This is a genomic window from Ruegeria sp. TASC047, assembly GCF_059612445.1.
Genome location: NZ_JBXWQP010000019.1, coordinates 196,139 through 215,107 on the forward strand (window position 1 = coordinate 196,139; position 18,969 = coordinate 215,107).

An 18,969-nucleotide genomic window follows, 5' to 3' on the forward strand; every position below is an offset into this window, starting at 1 on the left:
GGACTACCAAAATGCAGGTTACCGAGACGCTGAACGAAGGTCTGAAACGCGGCTACAACATCGTTGTGACCGCAGCCGAACTGGACGACAAGGTCAATGAAAAGCTGACCGAAGCACAGCCGGAAATCGAAATGAAAGGCTTCCGCAAAGGCAAGGTGCCGATGGCGCTGCTGAAAAAGCAGTTTGGCCAGCGCCTGCTGGGCGAGGCGATGCAGGAATCCATCGACGGTGCGATGAACAAGCATTTTGAGGACAGCGGCGACCGCCCCGCGCTGCAGCCCGAAGTCAAGATGACCAACGAGGACTGGAAAGAAGGCGACGATATCGAGGTCGCGATGTCTTACGAAGCGCTGCCCGCGATCCCTGAGGTCGATCTGAAATCGGTTGCGCTGGACAAGCTGATCGTCAAGGCGGATGACGCCGCTGTCGAGGAAGCGCTGAACAACCTGGCCGAAACCGCTCAGGACTTCAAAGCCCGCCGCAAGGGTTCGAAAGCCAAGGAAGGCGACCAGATCGTGTTCGATTTTGTCGGCAAGGTTGATGGTGAAGAATTCGAAGGTGGATCGGCCGAAGATTACCCGCTGGTTCTGGGCTCGAACAGCTTCATCCCCGGTTTTGAAGACCAGCTGGTTGGTGTAAAGGCCGAGGAAGAAAAAGACGTCAACGTGACCTTCCCGGAAGAATATGGTGCCGAACATCTGGCCGGAAAAGACGCGGTCTTTACCTGCACGATAAAGGAAGTGAAAGAGCCCGTCGCGGCCGAGATCAACGATGATCTGGCGATGAAGTTCGGCGCCGAGGATCTGGCCGCTCTGAAAACTCAGATTTCGGAACGCCTGGAAGCAGAATATGCGGGCGCGTCGCGCGCTGTCATGAAGCGGGCCCTGCTGGACGTGCTGGACGAAAAAGTGTCGTTCGACCTGCCGCCGTCGCTGGTCGAAGCCGAAGCCAAGCAGATTGCACATCAGCTGTGGCACGAGGAAAACCCTGAAGTAACCGGTCATGACCACGATGAGATCGAACCCACCGATGAGCACAACAAGCTGGCCGAACGCCGCGTGCGTCTGGGTCTGCTGCTGGCCGAGCTGGGCCAGAAGGCAGAGGTGGAAGTCACCGACGCCGAGATGACCCAGGCGATCATGAACCAGGCGCGTCAGTACCCGGGTCAGGAACGCCAGTTCTTCGAGTTCGTGCAGCAGAACGCTCAGATGCAGCAGCAACTGCGCGCGCCGATCTTCGAAGACAAGGTTGTCGACTATGTGTTCGAGCTGGCGCAGGTCAGCGACAAGGAAGTCAGCAAAGACGACCTGCAAAAAGCCATTGAGGCACTGGAAGAGGAATAATCCTCTTCCTTCCCTCTTTTTTCAGAGAGGGCAAAAAAACGGAGCCGCCTGAGATCAGACGGCTCCGCATGGGTGGCCTTTGTATCTATGAGGTGAGGGGGTCAGGCCTCATGAGCAAAAGCACGGGGGGTATCTAGCAGAGCGATCTTCTGCTCTGGTGTGAACGTGTCCGAGAGCGCTTCGATCAGCTTCAGAACGTCTTGGCGTTCAGCTTCGTTACTTGCGGCGCTCATCTGTTCCACAAAATACTTCTCAAGATCAGTCAGTGGCTTGTGATCCTGATTGGCCGGGCTCTGAGTTGCTGCCTTCTTGGCTGCAAACAGTGCCAGCGCCTCTTCGTCATCCATAAAGACGTTCTCATGGATGCCTGCAAACTCACGCAGGCCCGAGATGCGTTCATCGGTACAATCCAACAGCGCGGCCAGTGCCGAAACTTTCCCCATGGGAACCGTTTCGCCGACATAGTCATATGGCGCGCAGTTCGACCGTTTCAGGACCCGGTCCATAACCGGATCGATTACGGTGATGATATCCTGAATGCCTGCGTTCTTGGCATATTCCAGAGAGCCGATCATCAGCTCGCAGGTGGCATAAGAGACAGAATTCTTTTCCTTGCCGCGTGTGAGACGCTGCGTGTCCACGCAGAAGCGTGTCGATTCCCACATGGTTGCGCTGCGAAGTGGTGCTTCCCCGCAAAGGATTGCCGAAAACACATCCGACAACATATGAGGTCCTGTGGTCTGAAGGGCACGCACGGCTGCGACGACATTCCCCCCGTCGTCGAGTCCGATTACATATGCCGGGTCCAGATGATCGAATTCATCAATTTCCTTACCGTCTTCGATCTTTACGTCCCATCCAAGACGTCCGCCAAAAACACGTGCTCTTAACTCGAACATTTCGTCAAGAACTTCGCTGAACATATGTCTGTTCAGGCCATCTACCACGATGATCATTTCTTCCCCCTTCGAGTGGTTGTTCGGTAATATTGACGTTACCGCTCTCGAAGGATTTTTCTATTGGGGGATTCCCGTATTTTGGCGGAATTTGGGGATTTTTTTGTTTATCCCGGGGTAATAAGCCCGATCGCTATCGCCCGCCCTACGGCTTGAGGGGTGGTCAGCGCACTAAGCTTTTCCCGGCTCGAACGCAAGTGTACTTCTACGGTTCGGTGCGAAATCGACAAAATATCGCCGATATCCTGCTGCGACTTACCTGCAGCGACCCATTGCAGGATTTCCGCTTCGCGAGAGGACAATGTCGGATGATATAGTGCGCCGGTCAGCTGATCCGAGGACACGACGTTGTCGTGGATGTGCACGGCCATGGCCTGCAAATCGCCGATAAAGTTCGTGTAAAGCTTACGCCACTCTTCCTTGCTGCAATTTCGGGTTGCGCTCAGCAGGCCAATATCACCGTAGGGGCCACGTACCGGGATCGTAACACCCTGACTGGGCAAGCCAAAATCGTGAGCATCCCGGAAAACGCGTTGAAAATCTGGGCTTCTTTCCAGACGGCTCCAATCCACCGGCGCGATACTGCGGCGGGCCATGTGGATGGTCGGATCGATCATGATCAGACCCTGTTTCTGGTAGTGCTCAGTCCAGGCGTCGTCATAGGTGACAAAGCCAGCCACAGTTCCTGCCGCCGGATTCATGCCAGCGTAGGCAGCATGATCCATGTCATGCTTCTCACAGATTTGCCTTAGAAATTCGGTATATCGAACTTCTGAATCCGGCAGGGTGCTCAGATCGACAATTTCCATGTGGCGCCTACCAGCTGTGGCCCATCTTGCTGCCCGATGGTGTCGTCGAGCATGCGTATTACACAGAGTGGAACCCGTTTACCTCACCAAGTCAGAACATCATACTTTTCTAAACATGACAAGGAGAGGTCTTAATTGTCTGTGCAATATCGCATATTGCGACACCCAATAGAACATTTTTGTCACTATTCAGTTTCAAGTGCTGTTTCCGATCGAATTCTGACGCGAATGACCGTCAGGGTGTTGGCCTAAGCCCGGTTTCGACCAGCATTCCTCGGGCTTTAGCTTCGGGATAAAAACCTTTGGCGTACAGAAAAATTGCCCTGCGTTGGTCCCCATCTGAAAGCATCCACGCCCCGCGCAAGTACTTCCCGGCAAACTCAAGGTTGGTGTCGGCGTCCAGCAAACCTTCGGCTTTGCCGGTGTATCCCATCGAGCGCGCCGTGGCTGGCAGGATCTGTAGAAGGCCGTAATAGGGCCGGTTGACGGCCCATGGTCGGTGTGTGCTTTCGCGAATGGCCAGCTTGTGAACCAACTCCCGCGGAATCTCGTAATGGTCCGCCCATCTGTTGATCGAAGCTCTCAGCTCGGGCGTTTCATTCGGGTGGAGCGGCGGGTCAAAATGTGGCGTACCCGCCTTGGAGACCTGGTCTGCCCCGCAGGCAACCAACGACACAAATAGAAACAGTGCCAGGAAACTTTGGCGCAGATAAACAAGCATTTTTCGGTCCTCTGGATTTCGGCGGCAATGATACGGAACGACAATGAGCCTTCAAGCGTACACGGGAAAATGGGCTGAAACTTGCCGGTACGACTTGTGAATACAAAGGGAAAAAAGAAAAGGCCGCGCGTTGCGCGGCCTTTAGAATGCTCACAAGCAGCCAGATCAGGCTTTGGCTTCGTCTTCGGCAACCGGTGCCGCGTCGGCAACCATGTCATCATCATCCGAAGCGGCCGAGCCGATGTCGTCGAACAGTTCGGCGATCTCGAATTCAGCAGCGGCTTCTTCTTCAGCAGCCAGTTCCTGAATCGATTTGCCCGAAGCCTGCAGTTCGGCTTCTTCTGCCGAACGGGCCACGTTCATTTTGATTTCGACTTCAACCTCGGGGTGCAGTTTCACTGCGACAGTGTGCAGACCCAGTTCCTTGATCGGGGCGATCAGGACAATCTGTTTCTTGTCGACGGTGAAACCTGCTTCGGTTGCAGCGTCAGCGGCGTCACGCGGGGTGACCGAACCGTACAGAGCGCCGGCATCCGATGCCGAGCGAATCACGATGAACTGCTGACCGTCCAGCTTTTCAGCCAGTGCTTCAGCTTCTTTCTTGGTTTCCAGGTTGCGGGCCTCAAGCTGCGCTTTCTGGGCTTCGAACGACGCGATGTTGGCGTCGGACGCGCTCAGGGCTTTGCCTTGGGGCAGCAGGAAGTTGCGGGCGTAGCCGGGCTTGACGTCAACGACGTCGCCCATCTGACCCAGTTTCGCAACGCGTTCCAGCAGGATAACTTGCATGTCAGTCTCTCCTTACTTCACAGCGTAGGGCAGCAGGGCGAGGAAGCGGGCGCGCTTGATAGCACGGGCCAGTTCACGCTGCTTTTTCGCCGAAACGGCGGTGATGCGCGAAGGCACGATCTTGCCACGCTCAGAGATGTAGCGCTGCAGCAGACGGGTGTCTTTGTAGTCGATTTTCGGCGCGTTCTCACCCGAGAACGGGCAGACCTTGCGGCGGCGGAAAAATGGTTTTGCGGCCATGGTTTAGAGTCCTTTTCTCAAGCGTTGATCAACGGCGCTCGCGGCGATCGCCACGTTCGTCACGCTTCTGCATCTGAACCGACGGACCATCTTCGTGGCCGTCGACCTTGATGGTCAGAACGCGCATGACGTCTTCATGCAGGCGCATCAGGCGCTCCATTTCCTGCACCGCGCCCGAGGGGGCATCGGTTTTCAGAAAGGCATAATGGCCCTTGCGGTTTTTGTTGATCTTGTAGGCCATCGTCTTGACGCCCCAGTACTCGCTATCAACCAGCTTGCCGCCGTTGTCAGCCAGAACGGTGCCGAAATGTTCGACGAGGCTTTCCGCCTGCGCGTTGGACAGATCCTGACGCGCGATCATTACATGCTCATACAGTGGCATGTGCACTCCTGTTTATATCAAGGCGCATTTCATAGGCGGGGCCAAACGTTCCTTCGCGACCCTGCCACGAGAGGCTGCGCGATTCATACGACTGCGAAGGATGGCCCCGTATACACGTCTGAGCCGCAGGAGCAAGCCCTGCCACATATGCCTCTGAGACGCCGTCCAAATTCCTTTGGGCCGCCCAATTGCTGACGCTTTTCGGCTCAAAGTTGTTTTGCATACCGGACATCAACCGGACCAACAGAATTTCGAAAGTAACCTTAAAAGGGTGACGTGTTATGACCGCTACTAACACAAACGCATATCAGGAAAACGTTGCCGGCTCGCGATTTGAGAATTCAGTGCCGGTAATGATCACGTTTGCACCTAACTGGAAGGCCCGCCTGATCCTGGCGCGGATGGTCGGGGCGTTTCTGATCGTTTCTGCGTTCTCAATGTGGTTGATGCCCGGATCGGTGGTCGGCGCAGATGTTTGGCCGATCAAGATGGCGGCATCCATGCTGTTTCTGGTCGTTGGTGTCGCCCTGCTGACAATCGAGGTTCTTGACCCGCGCCCTGACGCCTATTTCGACCCGATCCGCCGCGAAGTCCGGGTGTTGCAGAAAAACGAAGACGGACGCCCTCAGACTGTCCTGCGCCGCAGCTATGACTCACTGGGTGGGGCAAGTTTCGAAGAGAATGAAGTTCATCTGTTTGACGTGGACGGCAGCCTTTTGATGAAGCTGCCACTTGAATCGGCGGATGTCAGCCGGGCGCTGAAAGGTCAGCTTAGCAAAAGCATAACAATTTTCGGCTGAGTTTTATTCTGTTCAAAAACGAACAGAAGTTGTGATTCAAAAAAGGTTGTGTGCCGCCCTTGGGCGGCACATCTTGCGTTCAAGCAGTCCTGATGGACTGCATTCACAAAACCGCGGAGATTGATATGAAATCCACCCTTCTTGCTGCTGCATTGGCCGTATCAGCGACAACGGCATTCGCCAGCGCCGAGAAATACGTGTTGGATCCCAGCCACAGCCAAGTCATTTTCAGCTATGACCACCTTGGGTTTTCAACCACGACTGGCATGTTTTCCGGCTTTGAAGGCGAGATCATGTTTGACCAGGAAAACCCCGCCGCTTCGAGCGTGAACGTTTCGATGCCCGTGTTGGAGATGTTTACCGGCTGGAAGCCCCGTGAAGATCACTTCATGACCGAGGATTTCTTTGGCGCGGCCGAAGGAGATTTGATCACCTTTACATCGACAGGAATCGAAGTGACCGGTGACAACACCGCGAACATCACCGGCGATCTGACGATGAACGGTGTGACCAAATCGGTTGTTCTGGACGCAAAGCTCAACAAGGCTGACACTCACCCGATGGCAAATCAGCCCTGGGCGGGTTTCAATGCCACAACAACGCTGGTCCGTAGCGAATTCGACCTGGGTCAGTTTGCACCGTTTGTCAGCGGCGAAGTGCAAATCCAGATTTCGGTCGAGGCACAAAAAGCCGAGTAATCGCAGATTCACGAACAGAAAAACGCCGGTGATCAAATCACCGGCGTTTTTTTTTGCCTTACTGACCGCGTGCCGCAGTGAGTTCTACGGATACTGCGACGGTAAAGCCCAGCGAGTCTTCGGTAGGTTGCGATGTGCCTACGTCAAACTCCAACCGGTTAAGCTCGGTCGTGCCCGCCATTGTGGCTGTGTCGCCCTGAAGATCCAGCGAGAAGGGCAAAACGACGTCGATCGACTTGTCGCGAATTGTAAGCGGGCCGCGCGCCTCGTACCCATTTTCTGTTTTATAAAGGTCGGCCTTGAACTGGGCAGTTGGGAACCGGGCGTTGTCGAAGAAATCCGGCCCCATGGCCTGATCAGTTACGGTTCCAAGACTAAGCGAGCCAATGGCTATCGTGACATCGACAGATCCCGCCAATCCCGGGCCTGTGGGCTCGTCAAAGGCAATTGCTGCCGTCCAGTCGGAAAACGTACCCGTAACGGGGCTGTTCAGTTGCGAAATGGTAATCGACAGCGTGCCGTTCTGAACCTGCCATTCAGATTGAACCTCGGCCAGTTGGACATCCGGGGTTTTTTCAACGTTTTGGGCAAGCTTTCCAGTTGCCCAGCCACCGGTGACGACGACGCCCCAGACCGCCAGTGCCGCGACGGCTGGAATCAGTGAATGGGTTTGATGTGGTGGTACCGGTGCATCTGAAGGCCCCGGCAACATCCGGCGCAACGTGCTGTCCTTGTCGATGACGTGATGTTTCAGCGCACCTGCGACATGCAGGACAAGGGAAACAACCAGAACCCACATGAAGAGCCAGTGCAGAACCCCTGTAACCTCGGCCACGGCGGTGGATTTCGGTACATAAGGCAGGTTTTGGCCGAAGGGCCAAAGGATTGGGGCAAAGCCTTCGGTCGCGGCGTGGTGAATCCAACCGGTCAGCGGCACAAGGACCAGCGAACCGTAAAGCAGCCAGTGGATGGTTTCAGCGGCGAAGGCTTCGGGCTTGTTGTCAGCATTCAGAAGGCCGGGCTTGGTTTGGGTGAACGCCCAAAGAATGCGGGCCAATGCCACGAAGAACACGGTGACCCCGACGGTCTTGTGCAACGAGAACACGCGCGCGGCGCGGGCAATTTCCACCTCGGTAGGGGCAGTTGCCGAGTGTAATACCGCATGCGCCAGATTGTCTGCGACCCAGCCGAGGGGCAAAGCTGTGAAGATCAGCAACGCGGTCAGCCAGTGAAACGTCTTTGCGATGCTGCCGTAGCTTGAAATGGAATTGGTCGATTGCATATGTCGCGCGCTCCGGGATTCTAGGGTGTGCCCAAGGTAAAGCCGGATGAAACAGACACAAGTGAGCGCGGGTGCACACAAAAGGTGCCAGAATGCAGAAAGCAGGCAATACTTGTGCCAGACGGTCAGTCAGTTTACACCCCGCCGCAACCTGACACCATCCATGAGGTTGCAATGACACTCGCGTTCGTTTTCCCGGGGCAAGGCGCCCAGACCATAGGTATGGGCAAAGCTCTGGCTGAGGCCTACCCGGCAGCTCAGGCCATCTTCGATGAGGTGGACGACGCGTTGGGCGAGAAGTTGAGCAGCCTGATCTGGGATGGCGATATTGCTGACCTGACACTGACCCAGAACGCCCAACCCGCGTTGATGGCAACATCGATGGCAGCCATGCGCGCTTTGGAAGCCGAAGGCGTATCAGTCAGCAAGGCGGCTTTTGTGGCGGGGCATTCGCTGGGTGAATACTCGGCCCTGGCCGCGGCGGGTGCCTTGTCTGTTGCAGATACAGCGCGTCTGTTGCGCACCCGTGGTCAGGCCATGCAAAGCGCCGTACCCGTGGGCGAGGGGGCCATGGCCGCCATTCTAGGGCTGGATCTGGAGGCCGTGCGCGCTGTGGCGGAAGAAGCCGCACAGGGCGAGGTCTGTCAGGCCGCAAATGACAACGATCCCACGCAGGTTGTCGTGTCGGGTTCAAAAGCGGCTGTCGAGCGCGCAGCCGAGATCGCCAAGGAAAAAGGCGCAAAACGTGCTGTTATGTTGCCTGTAAGTGCTCCATTTCACTGCGCGCTGATGAAACCTGCTGCAGATGTAATGGCAGAAGCGCTTGCTGCCGTCGAAATTAAGGCCCCTGTCATACCTTTGGTGGCTAATGTGCGCGCCGAGGCTGTCAGCGATCCGGATCTGATCCGTCAATTGCTGGTCGAGCAGGTGACAGGTTCGGTTCGCTGGCGGGAAAGTGTGCAATATATGGCGGCACAAGGCGTGACCGAAACATGGGAAATCGGCGCTGGCAAAGCGCTGTCCGGTATGATCCGCAAGATCGATCGCGAAATCGCGGGTAAGGCTGTGGGCACACCGGAAGATGTTCAAAAGGCCATTCAGGCCGAATCGTAAGCAGAATTTGCGTTGTAGCCGACGCAGCAAGAGGGAAACAGAATGTTTGATTTAACAGGTAAGAATGCGCTGATCACCGGTGCTTCGGGCGGTATCGGAGGCGACATTGCACGTGCGTTGCATGGCGCCGGTGCAACGGTTGGATTGTCCGGTACACGCGTTGAGCCGCTGCAGGCTCTGGCCGACGAACTGGGCGAACGCGCACATGTTCTGCCCTGCAACTTAAGTGATCCGGAAGCCGTTGAAGCGTTGCCAAAGCAAGCGGCCGAGGCGATGGGATCGGTGGACATTCTTGTAAACAACGCCGGAATCACGCGCGACAATCTGTTCATGCGTATGTCTGATGAAGAATGGCAAAGCGTCATTGATGTGAACATGACCTCGACCATGAAACTGTGCAAAGGGGTGATCCGGGGCATGATGAAGGCGCGCTGGGGCCGGATCGTCAATGTCTCGTCCGTGGTGGCCGCAATCGGTAATCCGGGGCAGGCGAACTATGCCGCGTCGAAGGCCGGTATGATCGGGTTTTCCAAAGCTTTGGCTCACGAAGTTGCGACGCGCGGAATTACTGTGAATGCCGTGGCACCTGGATTTATCACGACGGCAATGACAGAGAAACTGACCGAGGAACAGAAAAAGGGTCTGTTGCTCAAGGTTCCAGCCGGGCGCATGGGCGATCCGGAGGAAATTGCAGCTGCCGTTCTGTATCTTTCCAGCCCCGAAGCGGGCTATGTTACCGGAAGCACCTTGCATGTGAATGGCGGTATGGCCATGTTGTGAGCGCGACAGGGGCGAGTGCGAAAGCGTTTGCCTCTTGCGTCGACTATGCTATAGGCGGCGCATCTATGCGGGGCCGGTCGTTCAGGTCGGCCTTCTATTTCCCGGTTCGCCGGGACCGAAACCGCCCAAAACGGGCAAACCAAAGCCAACCCGTGCGGGCAAGGGCAGAATCGGGCGGACCGCCCTGTAAAGGAATGAGGAATAGACATGAGCGACGTCGCAGATCGCGTTAAGAAGATCGTTGTTGAGCACCTGGGTGTTGAAGAAGATAAAGTCGTGGAAAACGCGTCCTTCATCGACGATCTGGGCGCAGACAGCCTGGACACTGTTGAGCTGGTCATGGCCTTCGAAGAAGAGTTCGGCATCGAGATCCCCGATGACGCAGCCGAGACCATCCAGACCTTTGGCGACGCCGTCAAGTTCATCAGCGAAGCGTCCTAAGCGTTTCTTTCTGATTAAAATCGGCGTTTCCGGGCAACGGGGGCGCCGTTTTTTTATGCCCGGCTGAAATTCGGGCTTGCGCGGCTATTGTGGCCTGCGCACTGTTTCCACTGAGGCAAAACTCAAAGTGGACAGGGCATGATAAGATCCACTCCAATGATAAATACCGCGCGTTTGACGCTGTGCGCCATGCGCCCAGAGGACTTTGACCAGTTCGCGGAAATCTGGCGTAACCCTTGCGTCGTGCAGCATATCGGCGGTTCTCCCCGATCGCGTGGCGAAGCGTGGGATTCTTTCCTGCGTAATGCGGGGCATTGGCAGATGGCCGGTTTTGGTCAGTGGGGCGTAATGCAGCAATCGAATCGCAAGCTGATCGGGCAAGCCGGATTCTTCTATAGCAACCGATGCATGGGCGACGATTTTGACGGCTTCCCCGAGGCAGGGTGGGTTCTGGTCCCCGAAGCACAGGGGCAGGGATTGGGATACGAGGCCGCCAAGGCTGCGCATGACTGGTTTGACCGGGTGATTCCCGGACCGTTGGTCGCGATGATAAACGCTTCAAATACATCCTCGCAGAAACTCGCCAAAAAGCTTGGCTATGTTTTGATGCGGGAAGGGGTGTATAATGAAACCCCGGTACACTTGTTACGACGCAACGGACCGCCAGCCCGCGCGTAAATTCGCCACTTAATCAGTATGCCGCAAAATGGCCAAACTGTGCCGATCCCGGAGATTTCGGGCGGGCATTCCAGTTGTATGGTGCCGGGGATTTCAAAACGATTGAGCGGAGGACCGAGCTCATGAGGATTTACCCCACGATGGAACTGCAGAACGGCCGGTGTGTCTCGCTGGACAAGGGTCGTCTGGAAGAAGCGATGATCTGGCACGTGAATCCGGTAGAAACCGCACGGAGCTGGGCAGAGGCGGGTGCCGAATGGATGCACCTGACGGATTTCGACGCGATCGAGGGCAAGGATACCAACGCGCAGCTGGTCGAAGATATCATTCGCAAGGCCGAGATTCCGGTGCAGCTGGCGGGTGGCATGCGCACGCGCGAACAGATTGAGCGCTGGATCGACAAGGGCGCAGGCCGCGTTGTGGTTGGCACGCTGGCCGCGCGCGAACCGAACTTGGTCAAGGAACTGGCCAAGCTTTACCCGGATCAGATCGTGCTGTCGGTTGATGTCTGGCAAGGCCTTGTTATGACTGACGGCTGGCGCAGCCAAAGTGCATTCACGCCCGAAGCCTTTATTGATGCGTTCGGCGATGCGCCGTTTGCCGCCATCGTGGTGACGGATATCGACAGTGACATGGAAGATGTCGAGGCACAGCTTGGTCTGATCTCGCGACTGGCAAACCATTCGCGTACCCCGGTGATTGCCAGCGGCGTCGTGCGCACAGCAGACGATATCTCGCGGCTTGCATACATCCCCAATATCTCGGGCGCGATTGTCGGGCGTGCGCTGTTTCGCAAGACACTGGACCTGACCGAAGCACTTGATACTGCCAAATCGGCGCACGAGCCGGTCGCGCAGTTTCAGTAAGCAACTCCGCCCTTTTGGCTGGACGCGCGAAAGGGCGGTTTTAGCAGGCGCCGAATTTCCGGTTTCCTTGGGCAATCGGCGGCAGGACGCCGGGATGGAAAGAACCGTTGCTCTTGCCCCCGCACCCCGGGCCGGGGTATGAGCGGTTCTCATAAGAGGAAGCAGGCAAGAGGCACTTCATGCGCAGAGTCGTTGTAACCGGTCTTGGATTGGTCACTCCTTTGGCCAGCGGGGTCGAGGAAACCTGGTCGCGGCTGCTGGACGGAGAGTCCGGCGCAGGCCCAATCACGCATTTCGATGCAGAGGCAAGCGGGGTCGCAACGACCTACGCCTGCGAGGTGCCGCGCGGCGACGGAACCAACGGGACCTTCAATCCCGATGACTGGATGCCGCTGAAAGAGCAGCGCAAGATTGAGGATTTCATCCTGTATTCCATCGCGGCCGCCGAAATGGCCTGCAAGGATGCAGGCTGGCTGCCGGAAGACGAAGAATCGCGCCTGCGTACCGGTGTTCTGATCGGCTCGGGCATTGGTGGTCTGGGATCGATTGCCAATACCGCGAACCTGATCCGCGACAAGGGTCCGCGTCGGGTATCTCCGTTCTTTATTCCGGGCGCACTGATCAACCTGGCCTCGGGTCAGGTATCAATCCGTCACGGGTTCAAAGGGCCGAACCACTCGGTCGTGACCGCATGTTCGACCGGTGCGCACGCAATCGGCGACGCCAGCCGCATTATCCGGGCGGGTGACGCGGATGTCATGGTGGCAGGTGGCGGCGAGGGCTGTATCTGCGAGATCGGTATCGCCGGCTTCAACGCATGTAAGGCGCTGTCGACCAAATTCGCAGATAATCCCAAGGCTGCCAGCCGACCCTATGACGTGGACCGTGACGGTTTCGTGATGGGCGAGGGCGCTGGCATCGTGGTTCTGGAAGATTACGAGCACGCCAAGGCGCGCGGTGCCAAGATCTACGCCGAAGTTCTGGGCTATGGTATGTCGGGCGACGCCTATCACATCACCGCCCCGTCCGAGGATGGCGACGGGGCCGAACGTTCCATGAGGGCGGCGTTGCGCAGCGCCGGGCTGGAGCCGAAAGACCTGGATTACATCAACGCGCATGGCACCTCGACCATGGCGGACACGATCGAACTGGGTGCTGTCGAGCGCCTGTTGGGCGAGCATGCCGGGAATGCGACGATGAGCTCGACCAAGTCGGCAACCGGTCACTTGCTGGGTGCTGCGGGTGCGATTGAGGCGATATTCTCAATCCTGGCGATCCGCGATCAGGTCGCACCGCCAACAATCAACCTGGACAACCCGGCAGTTGAAACCCCGATTGATCTTGCCCCCAACGCCAAGCGCGAGCGTGAGATTAACGTGGCGTTGTCGAATTCGTTCGGGTTTGGCGGAACCAATGCCAGCGTGATCTTCGGAAAGGTCAGTTAAATGTGGCGGGCCATCGCTTCGAATGCGCTGACCATCCTGGTGGTCGGCCTGTTTCTGGTGGGCGGTCTGATCCTGTGGGGACAGTCGCAGTACAAGGCCGAAGGCCCGCTTGAAACTGCGATTTGCCTTCAGGTCAAAAGCGGTTCGAATATGACACGTGTTAGTCGCGATCTGGAAGATCAGGGTGCCATTCGCAGTTCAATTCTGTTTCGGATGGCCGCTGACTATACCGATCAGGCGCAGCGGTTGAAAGCGGGCAGCTTTCTGGTGCGCGAAGGCGCGTCTATGGCGCAGATCATCGAAGAAATCACCAGCAGCGGCGCCAGCACCTGTGGGTCGGAAATCGAATACCGTATCGGTGTAACGCGCACCCAAACCCGCGTGCGTGAACTGGACCCGGCAACATTGGATTTCGTCGAGATTGCTTCATTTGATGCGGCAGAGGAAGAAACGCCTGATGCCTATACCGAGAAGCGCAACGAGGCTGACACGCGCTATCGCGTGTCGCTGGCCGAAGGTGTGACCTCGTGGCAAGTGGTTGAAGCTCTGAAATCATTCGAAGCGCTGTCAGGTGAAGTGACCGAGATCCCGGCTGAGGGCATGTTGGCCCCGGACAGTTACGATGTTGTGGCCGGACAGGATCGCAATGCGATTTTGCAGGCCATGCAGGACAAGCAACAACTGCGGATCAACGCGGTTTGGGAAAGCCGCCAAGGCGGGTTGCCACTGGACACTCCTGAAGAGATGCTGATCCTTGCGTCTATCATCGAAAAGGAAACCGGTGTTCCGGAGGAACGTGGCCAGGTCGCCAGTGTGTTCGTGAACCGCCTCAAACAGGGGATGCGGCTGCAAACCGATCCGACCGTCATCTATGGCGTGACAAAGGGGCAGGGCACATTGGGTCGCGGGTTGCGGCGCAGCGAACTGAACCGTCCGACACCGTGGAACACCTATCAGATTGACGGGCTGCCCCCGACGCCGATTGCAAATCCGGGTCTGGCGAGTCTTGAAGCTGCAGTTGCGCCGGATGACACCAACTATGTATTCTTCGTCGCCGACGGCTCGGGCGGTCATGCGTTTGCAGAAACCCTGCAGGAGCATAATCGCAACGTTGCCAAATGGCGCGAAATTGAGGAACAGCAAAGCTCGGGGAATTAAGCCCGGCGGAATGCTGGTTTTGCCAACGAAAACGCCGACGCCGGTATGAAAACTGGCGTCGGCGTTTTCTTTGGCAGCCTGTTCAGTCCTTAGGCGGCTGAACGTCTTTTGTTGGGACGGCGCCGTCTGCTGCTGGAAGGTTTCCCATCCCCGTTGGCTGGTTTGGGCTTGAACCCGCGACGGCGGTTGTTTTGACGACGTGCAGGTTGCTGAACCTCGACCCCTTCCGGCATGGTGCCGCTTGTGACAGGGATTTCAATTTTCATCAGCTTCTGGATCTGACGCAGCAGGTCAACTTCTTCCGGTGCACAGAAAGCGATCGCTTCCCCCTCGCGCCCGGCACGGGCGGTGCGCCCGATACGGTGGACGTAATTGTCGGGTACGTCGGGTAGGTCGAAGTTGATGACATAGGCGACACCGGGGATGTCGATGCCACGCGCGGCAACGTCGGTGGCCACCAGTATGTTCACCTCTCCAGCGCGGAAGGCATTAATGGCCCGGTCACGCTGGCCCTGGCTTTTGTTCCCGTGAATTGATGCTGCGTTGAAGCCATCGGCGACCAGCCCTTTCATCAGCCGTTCAGCGCCGTGTTTTGTGCGGGTGAAGACCAGCGTCAGTGCATCCGCGTCCTGCGACAGGATTTGGCGAAGTTTAGAGGGTTTTTCGGCTTTTGGAACAAAATGAAGGGACTGAGTGATCTTGTCCGCCGCCTTGCCCGGGGGTGAAACCTGCACCCGCTGTGGATTGTTCAGATAGGCACGGCTGAGCTCCTCCATCTGTTTCGGCATTGTGGCCGAGAACAGCATGGTCTGGCGGGGTGTTCCCAGTGCAGGCGCAATGCGACGCAGAGCGTGAATGAAGCCCAGGTCAAGCATCTGATCCGCTTCGTCCAATACCAGATGGCGCACCGAACCAAGGTCAACAGCGCCGCGTTCCATCAGGTCAATCAGGCGCCCCGGGGTGGCGACCAAAATATCGGTACCGCGGGCAAGGAACATCACTTGTTTGTTGATCGACTGGCCACCAACAACTGTGGCGACCCGCAGCTTTGTTCCTTTGGTGAGGGTGCGCAAACTGTCGGCGATCTGGTTCACCAACTCGCGTGTAGGGGCGAGGATCAGCGATTTGGCTGTTTTGGGATCGGGCTTGCCGGGCTGCGCCAGCAGGTGGTCGATCAGGGGCAGGCCAAAGGCCAGTGTCTTGCCGGTGCCGGTTTGGGCCAGCCCGAGGATGTCATGCCCGTTCAGGGCCAGCGGAATGGCCTGGTTCTGAATCGGGGTGGGTTGTGTGAAATTGGCGCGTTTCAACGCGTCGTTCAGTGTCGGCGCGAGGCCGAGCATGTCGAAGTCGAACAAAAAATTATCCTTTGCGGCCCGCAGGTTAAATCCCGCGAGCAGGTGATGACTGGCCACGTTCATGTGACCGGCAGGGTTGAGCGAGACCTCGGGATGCGCGAGCGAATCCAGCGCCATCCGGCCATCGCCTAAAGAACCCTGCGTGAAGGGGAACTGGGAGTTATGTGTTGGCGCTGTGGGGCCTGAAACCCGACGATGCTCACGCGGTGGCGCCGTGATGAGGGGCACATGAGGGTTTCGGGGGGAAATGTCAAGGACTGGTTTTGCAGCGCGCCGGACCCTGCGGTGCCGAAATCGGGTGATGCGGGCGATTTTGAGCGCGATTTCGGAAAATGTCAGGTTTGTACACGCGTCCGCGCGGGGGTTGTGCAATTTGTACACGCTGAAAGCGGCACCGGGGTAACCCTGTATTAACCCCTCTGGTCGGTGAGGCGGTCAGGGCTAGGGAGGCAAAAGGGCGGGGCGGCGTTTAGGCCGAGGGTTACCATAGCCGGAAATTCACTGTCCGTTAACCCGCACCGTACGATCCCTGTTGCGCACCTGTTGCGTAAACCCTTGACTTTGCGCGCTTTATCCCGTATAGGTTGTGTCATGCTAGAAGAAGTGGGCGAACGGCCTCGGGGTGACCCGGTGGCCGTTTTTTCGTTTCTCTCGTGCGGAGAACACTCACGCATGAGGTCACAGGCAAACATGACTTTGATTACCCCGGAAGAGCGGATTTCCCAGACGGCTGAACTGTTGCAGTCCCTGGAAAGGTCCATTCGCGATCTGCGGCAAGCGGCAGAAGACCTGCGCAAACAGATCGGTGCCGGGGAGGATGCAGATCTTGCTGGTTCAGCCAAGCAACTCGGTCAGCTGGAGGGGCTGATCCGAAGTTGCCAGAAAGTGGAGACAAGCTTTGTCGAACAACATTACAGACAAGCCGGAATTGCCCAAGGAGGGTACGCGCTCGACCTTGAGCGGGCCCGATTTGAGATCGGGTGCAGGCTGGCTCGCCTCCGCCGATGCTGCAGTGCGGGAGAGATTTCTGAGTGAGATCGGGGAGGGGGGGCTGTGTGCCCTCCCTTTCCTGTTTGAATTCTGGGCGCTGCCACATCAATTGCCGCCCGAAGGCGACTGGCGGTCCTGGGTGATCATGGGCGGGCGCGGTGCGGGCAAGACGCGGGCCGGGGCCGAGTGGGTAAGGTCGATGGTCGAGGGGCCGAAACCGCTGGACAAGGGCGAGGCGTGCCGCGTGGCGCTGGTGGGTGAAACATTCGATCAGGTGCGCGACGTGATGATCTTTGGCGACAGCGGGATATTGCAATGCTCGCCCCCGGATCGGCGACCCGTGTGGAAGGCATCGGAACGCAAGCTGATCTGGCCCAACGGGGCCGAGGCTCAGGCGTTTTCGGCACATGATCCCGAAGGGCTGCGCGGGCCGCAGTTCGATGCGGCCTGGGTGGATGAGCTGGCCAAGTGGAAGAAAGCAGGCGAGACCTGGGACATGCTGCAATTTGCGCTGCGTTTGGGCGAGAGGCCCCGGGTCTGCGTGACCACGACACCGCGCAATGTGAAGGTTCTGAAGGATTTGCTGGCGTCGCCGTCCACCGTGCAGACCCATGCGCCGACCGAGGCGAATCGGGCCAATCTGGCGGCGTCGTTTCTGGAGGAAGTGCGCGCGCGCTATGCCGGCACGCGGCTGGGGCGGCAGGAGCTGGACGGGGTGTTGCTGTCGGATGCCGAAGGGGCATTGTGGACAGGCTCTATGCTTGAGGCGGCGCGCTGCGCACAAGTGCCCGAGCTGGACCGTATCGTCGTGGCGCTTGACCCGGCGGTGACGTCCGGGTCAGGCGCGGATGCCTGCGGGATCGTGGTGGTTGGCGCGCAAGTGCAAGGCCCGCCCGAGGACTGGCGCGCCTATGTGCTGGCTGACCGGACGGTGCAGGGCGTTGGCCCGGCGGGCTGGGCGCAGGCGGCGATTGACGCGATGGATGAGTTCGGGGCCGAACGGCTGGTGGCTGAGGTCAATCAGGGCGGGCAACTGGTGGAAGAGGTCGTGCGGCAGGTAGACCCTCTGGTCCCTTATCGTGCTGTGCGGGCCTCCCGCGGCAAGGTCGCGCGGGCCGAGCCTGTGGCAGCGCTGTACGAGCAGGGGCGGGTGGCCCATGTGGCCGGGCTGGACGCGCTGGAGGAGCAGATGTGCCAGATGACCGCGCGCGGGTTCGAAGGGCAGGGCTCACCCGACCGGGTCGACGCGCTGGTCTGGGCGTTGCATGAGTTAGTGGTAGGGCCTGCGGGGGTGTTTAGAAGGCCGAGGGTGAGGGCGTTGTGAGAGGTTGTTCACTTTATACCTAGATAGCGAACGACTGAAAGCATCCTGTACTAATGGTGCTGCGCAAGACGCAAAAGTCAGCTTTCGAAGGCGCGTTCTTCGATACGATAGCGGAACTGGATATAGCCGCTCGGGCAGGCAACTGCCTGCGCATCAGTTAGAGTGACATCTCGGAGAGTTCTTCCAAATAATGGTGTTCCATCACCGATCAGGATCGGCATTTGGGTTATGGTGATCTCGTCAAGTCGACCGAGGTTGATAAAATTCTGAATAGTCTTGCCGCCGTCAACATACGCACTCTGATAGCCTTCAGCCTCAAGCCTGTCCAAGAGTGCGGCCAGGTCGCCTGAATACAGTTCGATTTTGTTTTTCAGATTGTCTGGTGGCGTTTGAACCGTTTTGCTTAGCACAACAATCTTTGTTGTTCCGTAGGGCCACTGATCGGGTGGCAGATCAAAGCTGCTGATCATTTCCATGCACTTGCGACCCATGATCACGCAATCGATGGTCGCAATGTAGGTCGCAAAGTCGATGTAGCCCTCGGCCATGCCGACCTCCGGGTCTCCGGAGGTTTCGAGCCAGTCAACACTGCCATCGGCCCGGGCTATAAACCCGTCTGCGCTTGTTGCGATATAAGCGCTGCACTTCATGATGACCTCCTTGATTTTCTAGCCAACTCAAAGGATGCTGGTTGTCATCTAACCTGATAGCAGACATTTGTTCCAACGGATATCTCGGCAGCTTCGTCCGCAATGAGGAAATTTGAACTCAATGCAAAGTTGGCGTGAAGCAGGCGGTCGAG

At 57.6% G+C, this 18,969-nt stretch carries 21 protein-coding genes; 12 read left to right on the plus strand and 9 right to left on the minus strand.

The annotated features are described in order from the left end of the window. The first annotated feature begins 11 nt into the window (after positions 1-11). Positions 12-1,343 carry a trigger factor gene (gene tig / locus AC2FLO_RS03470; RefSeq protein WP_480909754.1) on the plus strand — a complete coding sequence of 444 codons (1,332 nt, stop codon included), beginning with the start codon at positions 12-14 and terminating at the stop codon, positions 1,341-1,343. A 101-nt stretch (positions 1,344-1,444) separates the two neighbouring features. Here tig and AC2FLO_RS03475 read toward each other — a convergent pair whose 3' ends face one another. From AC2FLO_RS03475 to rpsF, 6 genes are all read right to left on the minus strand, one after another. After that, the gene (locus AC2FLO_RS03475) at positions 1,445-2,299 is read right to left on the minus strand and encodes an acyl-homoserine-lactone synthase (protein ID WP_267364593.1); all 855 of its coding nucleotides are present in this window, start codon (positions 2,297-2,299) and stop codon (positions 1,445-1,447) included. A 107-nt stretch (positions 2,300-2,406) separates the two neighbouring features. Next, positions 2,407-3,108, minus strand: coding sequence for an autoinducer binding domain-containing protein (locus tag AC2FLO_RS03480; RefSeq protein ID WP_267364591.1), 702 nt, complete (start codon positions 3,106-3,108; stop codon positions 2,407-2,409). A gap of 235 nt (positions 3,109-3,343) precedes the next feature. Further along, positions 3,344-3,829 (minus strand): transglycosylase SLT domain-containing protein, encoded by a 486-nt coding sequence (locus AC2FLO_RS03485; RefSeq protein WP_480504716.1) that lies wholly within the window; start codon positions 3,827-3,829, stop codon positions 3,344-3,346. A gap of 165 nt (positions 3,830-3,994) precedes the next feature. Beyond that, complete coding sequence (rplI, locus tag AC2FLO_RS03490) at positions 3,995-4,615, minus strand: 50S ribosomal protein L9 (RefSeq protein WP_267364588.1); 621 nt, start codon at positions 4,613-4,615, stop codon at positions 3,995-3,997. 12 nt (positions 4,616-4,627) lie between these two features. Continuing rightward, the gene (gene rpsR, locus AC2FLO_RS03495; protein WP_005608650.1) at positions 4,628-4,855 is read right to left on the minus strand and encodes a 30S ribosomal protein S18; all 228 of its coding nucleotides are present in this window, start codon (positions 4,853-4,855) and stop codon (positions 4,628-4,630) included. A 28-nt stretch (positions 4,856-4,883) separates the two neighbouring features. Next, positions 4,884-5,237: a 30S ribosomal protein S6 gene (rpsF, locus tag AC2FLO_RS03500; RefSeq protein WP_170610248.1), complete on the minus strand. Its 354-nt coding sequence runs from the start codon at positions 5,235-5,237 to the stop codon at positions 4,884-4,886. A gap of 353 nt (positions 5,238-5,590) precedes the next feature. Here rpsF and AC2FLO_RS03505 point away from each other — a divergent pair, with 353 nt between their 5' ends. Together AC2FLO_RS03505 and AC2FLO_RS03510 are read left to right on the plus strand one after the other, a co-directional pair. Next, entirely contained in the window at positions 5,591-6,037 is a 447-nt protein-coding gene (locus tag AC2FLO_RS03505) for a hypothetical protein (RefSeq protein WP_496751345.1), read from the plus strand. Positions 6,038-6,162: 125 nt separating this feature from the next. After that, positions 6,163-6,735, plus strand: a complete 573-nt coding sequence (locus tag AC2FLO_RS03510; protein WP_496751346.1) for a YceI family protein — start codon at positions 6,163-6,165, stop codon at positions 6,733-6,735. A gap of 58 nt (positions 6,736-6,793) precedes the next feature. Here the strand turns inward: AC2FLO_RS03510 and AC2FLO_RS03515 are convergent, their stop codons facing one another. Next, on the minus strand, positions 6,794-8,017 hold the full coding sequence (locus tag AC2FLO_RS03515; RefSeq protein WP_496751347.1) for a cytochrome b/b6 domain-containing protein: 1,224 nt from the start codon (positions 8,015-8,017) through the stop codon (positions 6,794-6,796). Between the two features lie 174 nt (positions 8,018-8,191). On the opposite strand from AC2FLO_RS03515, the gene fabD reads away from it, so the two are divergent. From fabD to mltG, 7 genes are all read left to right on the plus strand, one after another. After that, positions 8,192-9,130: an ACP S-malonyltransferase gene (gene fabD / locus AC2FLO_RS03520; protein ID WP_480485275.1), complete on the plus strand. Its 939-nt coding sequence runs from the start codon at positions 8,192-8,194 to the stop codon at positions 9,128-9,130. Between the two features lie 42 nt (positions 9,131-9,172). Next, complete coding sequence (gene fabG, locus AC2FLO_RS03525) at positions 9,173-9,910, plus strand: 3-oxoacyl-[acyl-carrier-protein] reductase (protein ID WP_480485277.1); 738 nt, start codon at positions 9,173-9,175, stop codon at positions 9,908-9,910. Between the two features lie 207 nt (positions 9,911-10,117). After that, a complete protein-coding gene (locus AC2FLO_RS03530; RefSeq protein WP_050602116.1) occupies positions 10,118-10,351 on the plus strand; it encodes an acyl carrier protein in 234 nt (77 codons plus the stop codon). A gap of 138 nt (positions 10,352-10,489) precedes the next feature. Continuing rightward, positions 10,490-11,029 (plus strand): GNAT family N-acetyltransferase, encoded by a 540-nt coding sequence (locus tag AC2FLO_RS03535; RefSeq protein ID WP_480584874.1) that lies wholly within the window; start codon positions 10,490-10,492, stop codon positions 11,027-11,029. 122 nt (positions 11,030-11,151) lie between these two features. Then, positions 11,152-11,895: a 1-(5-phosphoribosyl)-5-[(5-phosphoribosylamino)methylideneamino]imidazole-4-carboxamide isomerase gene (locus AC2FLO_RS03540; protein ID WP_480584871.1), complete on the plus strand. Its 744-nt coding sequence runs from the start codon at positions 11,152-11,154 to the stop codon at positions 11,893-11,895. 179 nt (positions 11,896-12,074) lie between these two features. Beyond that, entirely contained in the window at positions 12,075-13,340 is a 1,266-nt protein-coding gene (gene fabF / locus AC2FLO_RS03545; RefSeq protein WP_496751348.1) for a beta-ketoacyl-ACP synthase II, read from the plus strand. Beyond that, a complete protein-coding gene (mltG, locus tag AC2FLO_RS03550) occupies positions 13,341-14,498 on the plus strand; it encodes an endolytic transglycosylase MltG (protein ID WP_480480395.1) in 1,158 nt (385 codons plus the stop codon). Positions 14,499-14,587: 89 nt separating this feature from the next. Here the strand turns inward: mltG and AC2FLO_RS03555 are convergent, their stop codons facing one another. Continuing rightward, positions 14,588-15,853: a DEAD/DEAH box helicase gene (locus AC2FLO_RS03555; protein ID WP_480486454.1), complete on the minus strand. Its 1,266-nt coding sequence runs from the start codon at positions 15,851-15,853 to the stop codon at positions 14,588-14,590. A gap of 690 nt (positions 15,854-16,543) precedes the next feature. Here AC2FLO_RS03555 and AC2FLO_RS03560 point away from each other — a divergent pair. Beyond that, the gene (locus AC2FLO_RS03560; RefSeq protein ID WP_480584869.1) at positions 16,544-16,888 is read left to right on the plus strand and encodes a hypothetical protein; all 345 of its coding nucleotides are present in this window, start codon (positions 16,544-16,546) and stop codon (positions 16,886-16,888) included. Beyond that, positions 16,866-18,167 (plus strand): DNA-packaging protein, encoded by a 1,302-nt coding sequence (locus tag AC2FLO_RS03565; RefSeq protein WP_496751349.1) that lies wholly within the window; start codon positions 16,866-16,868, stop codon positions 18,165-18,167. The genes AC2FLO_RS03560 and AC2FLO_RS03565 overlap by 23 nt, the downstream gene beginning before the upstream one ends. Positions 18,168-18,244: 77 nt before the next feature. Here AC2FLO_RS03565 and AC2FLO_RS03570 read toward each other — a convergent pair whose 3' ends face one another. Further along, positions 18,245-18,817: a dihydrofolate reductase family protein gene (locus tag AC2FLO_RS03570; protein WP_480584864.1), complete on the minus strand. Its 573-nt coding sequence runs from the start codon at positions 18,815-18,817 to the stop codon at positions 18,245-18,247. Positions 18,818-18,969: the final 152 nt, after the last annotated feature.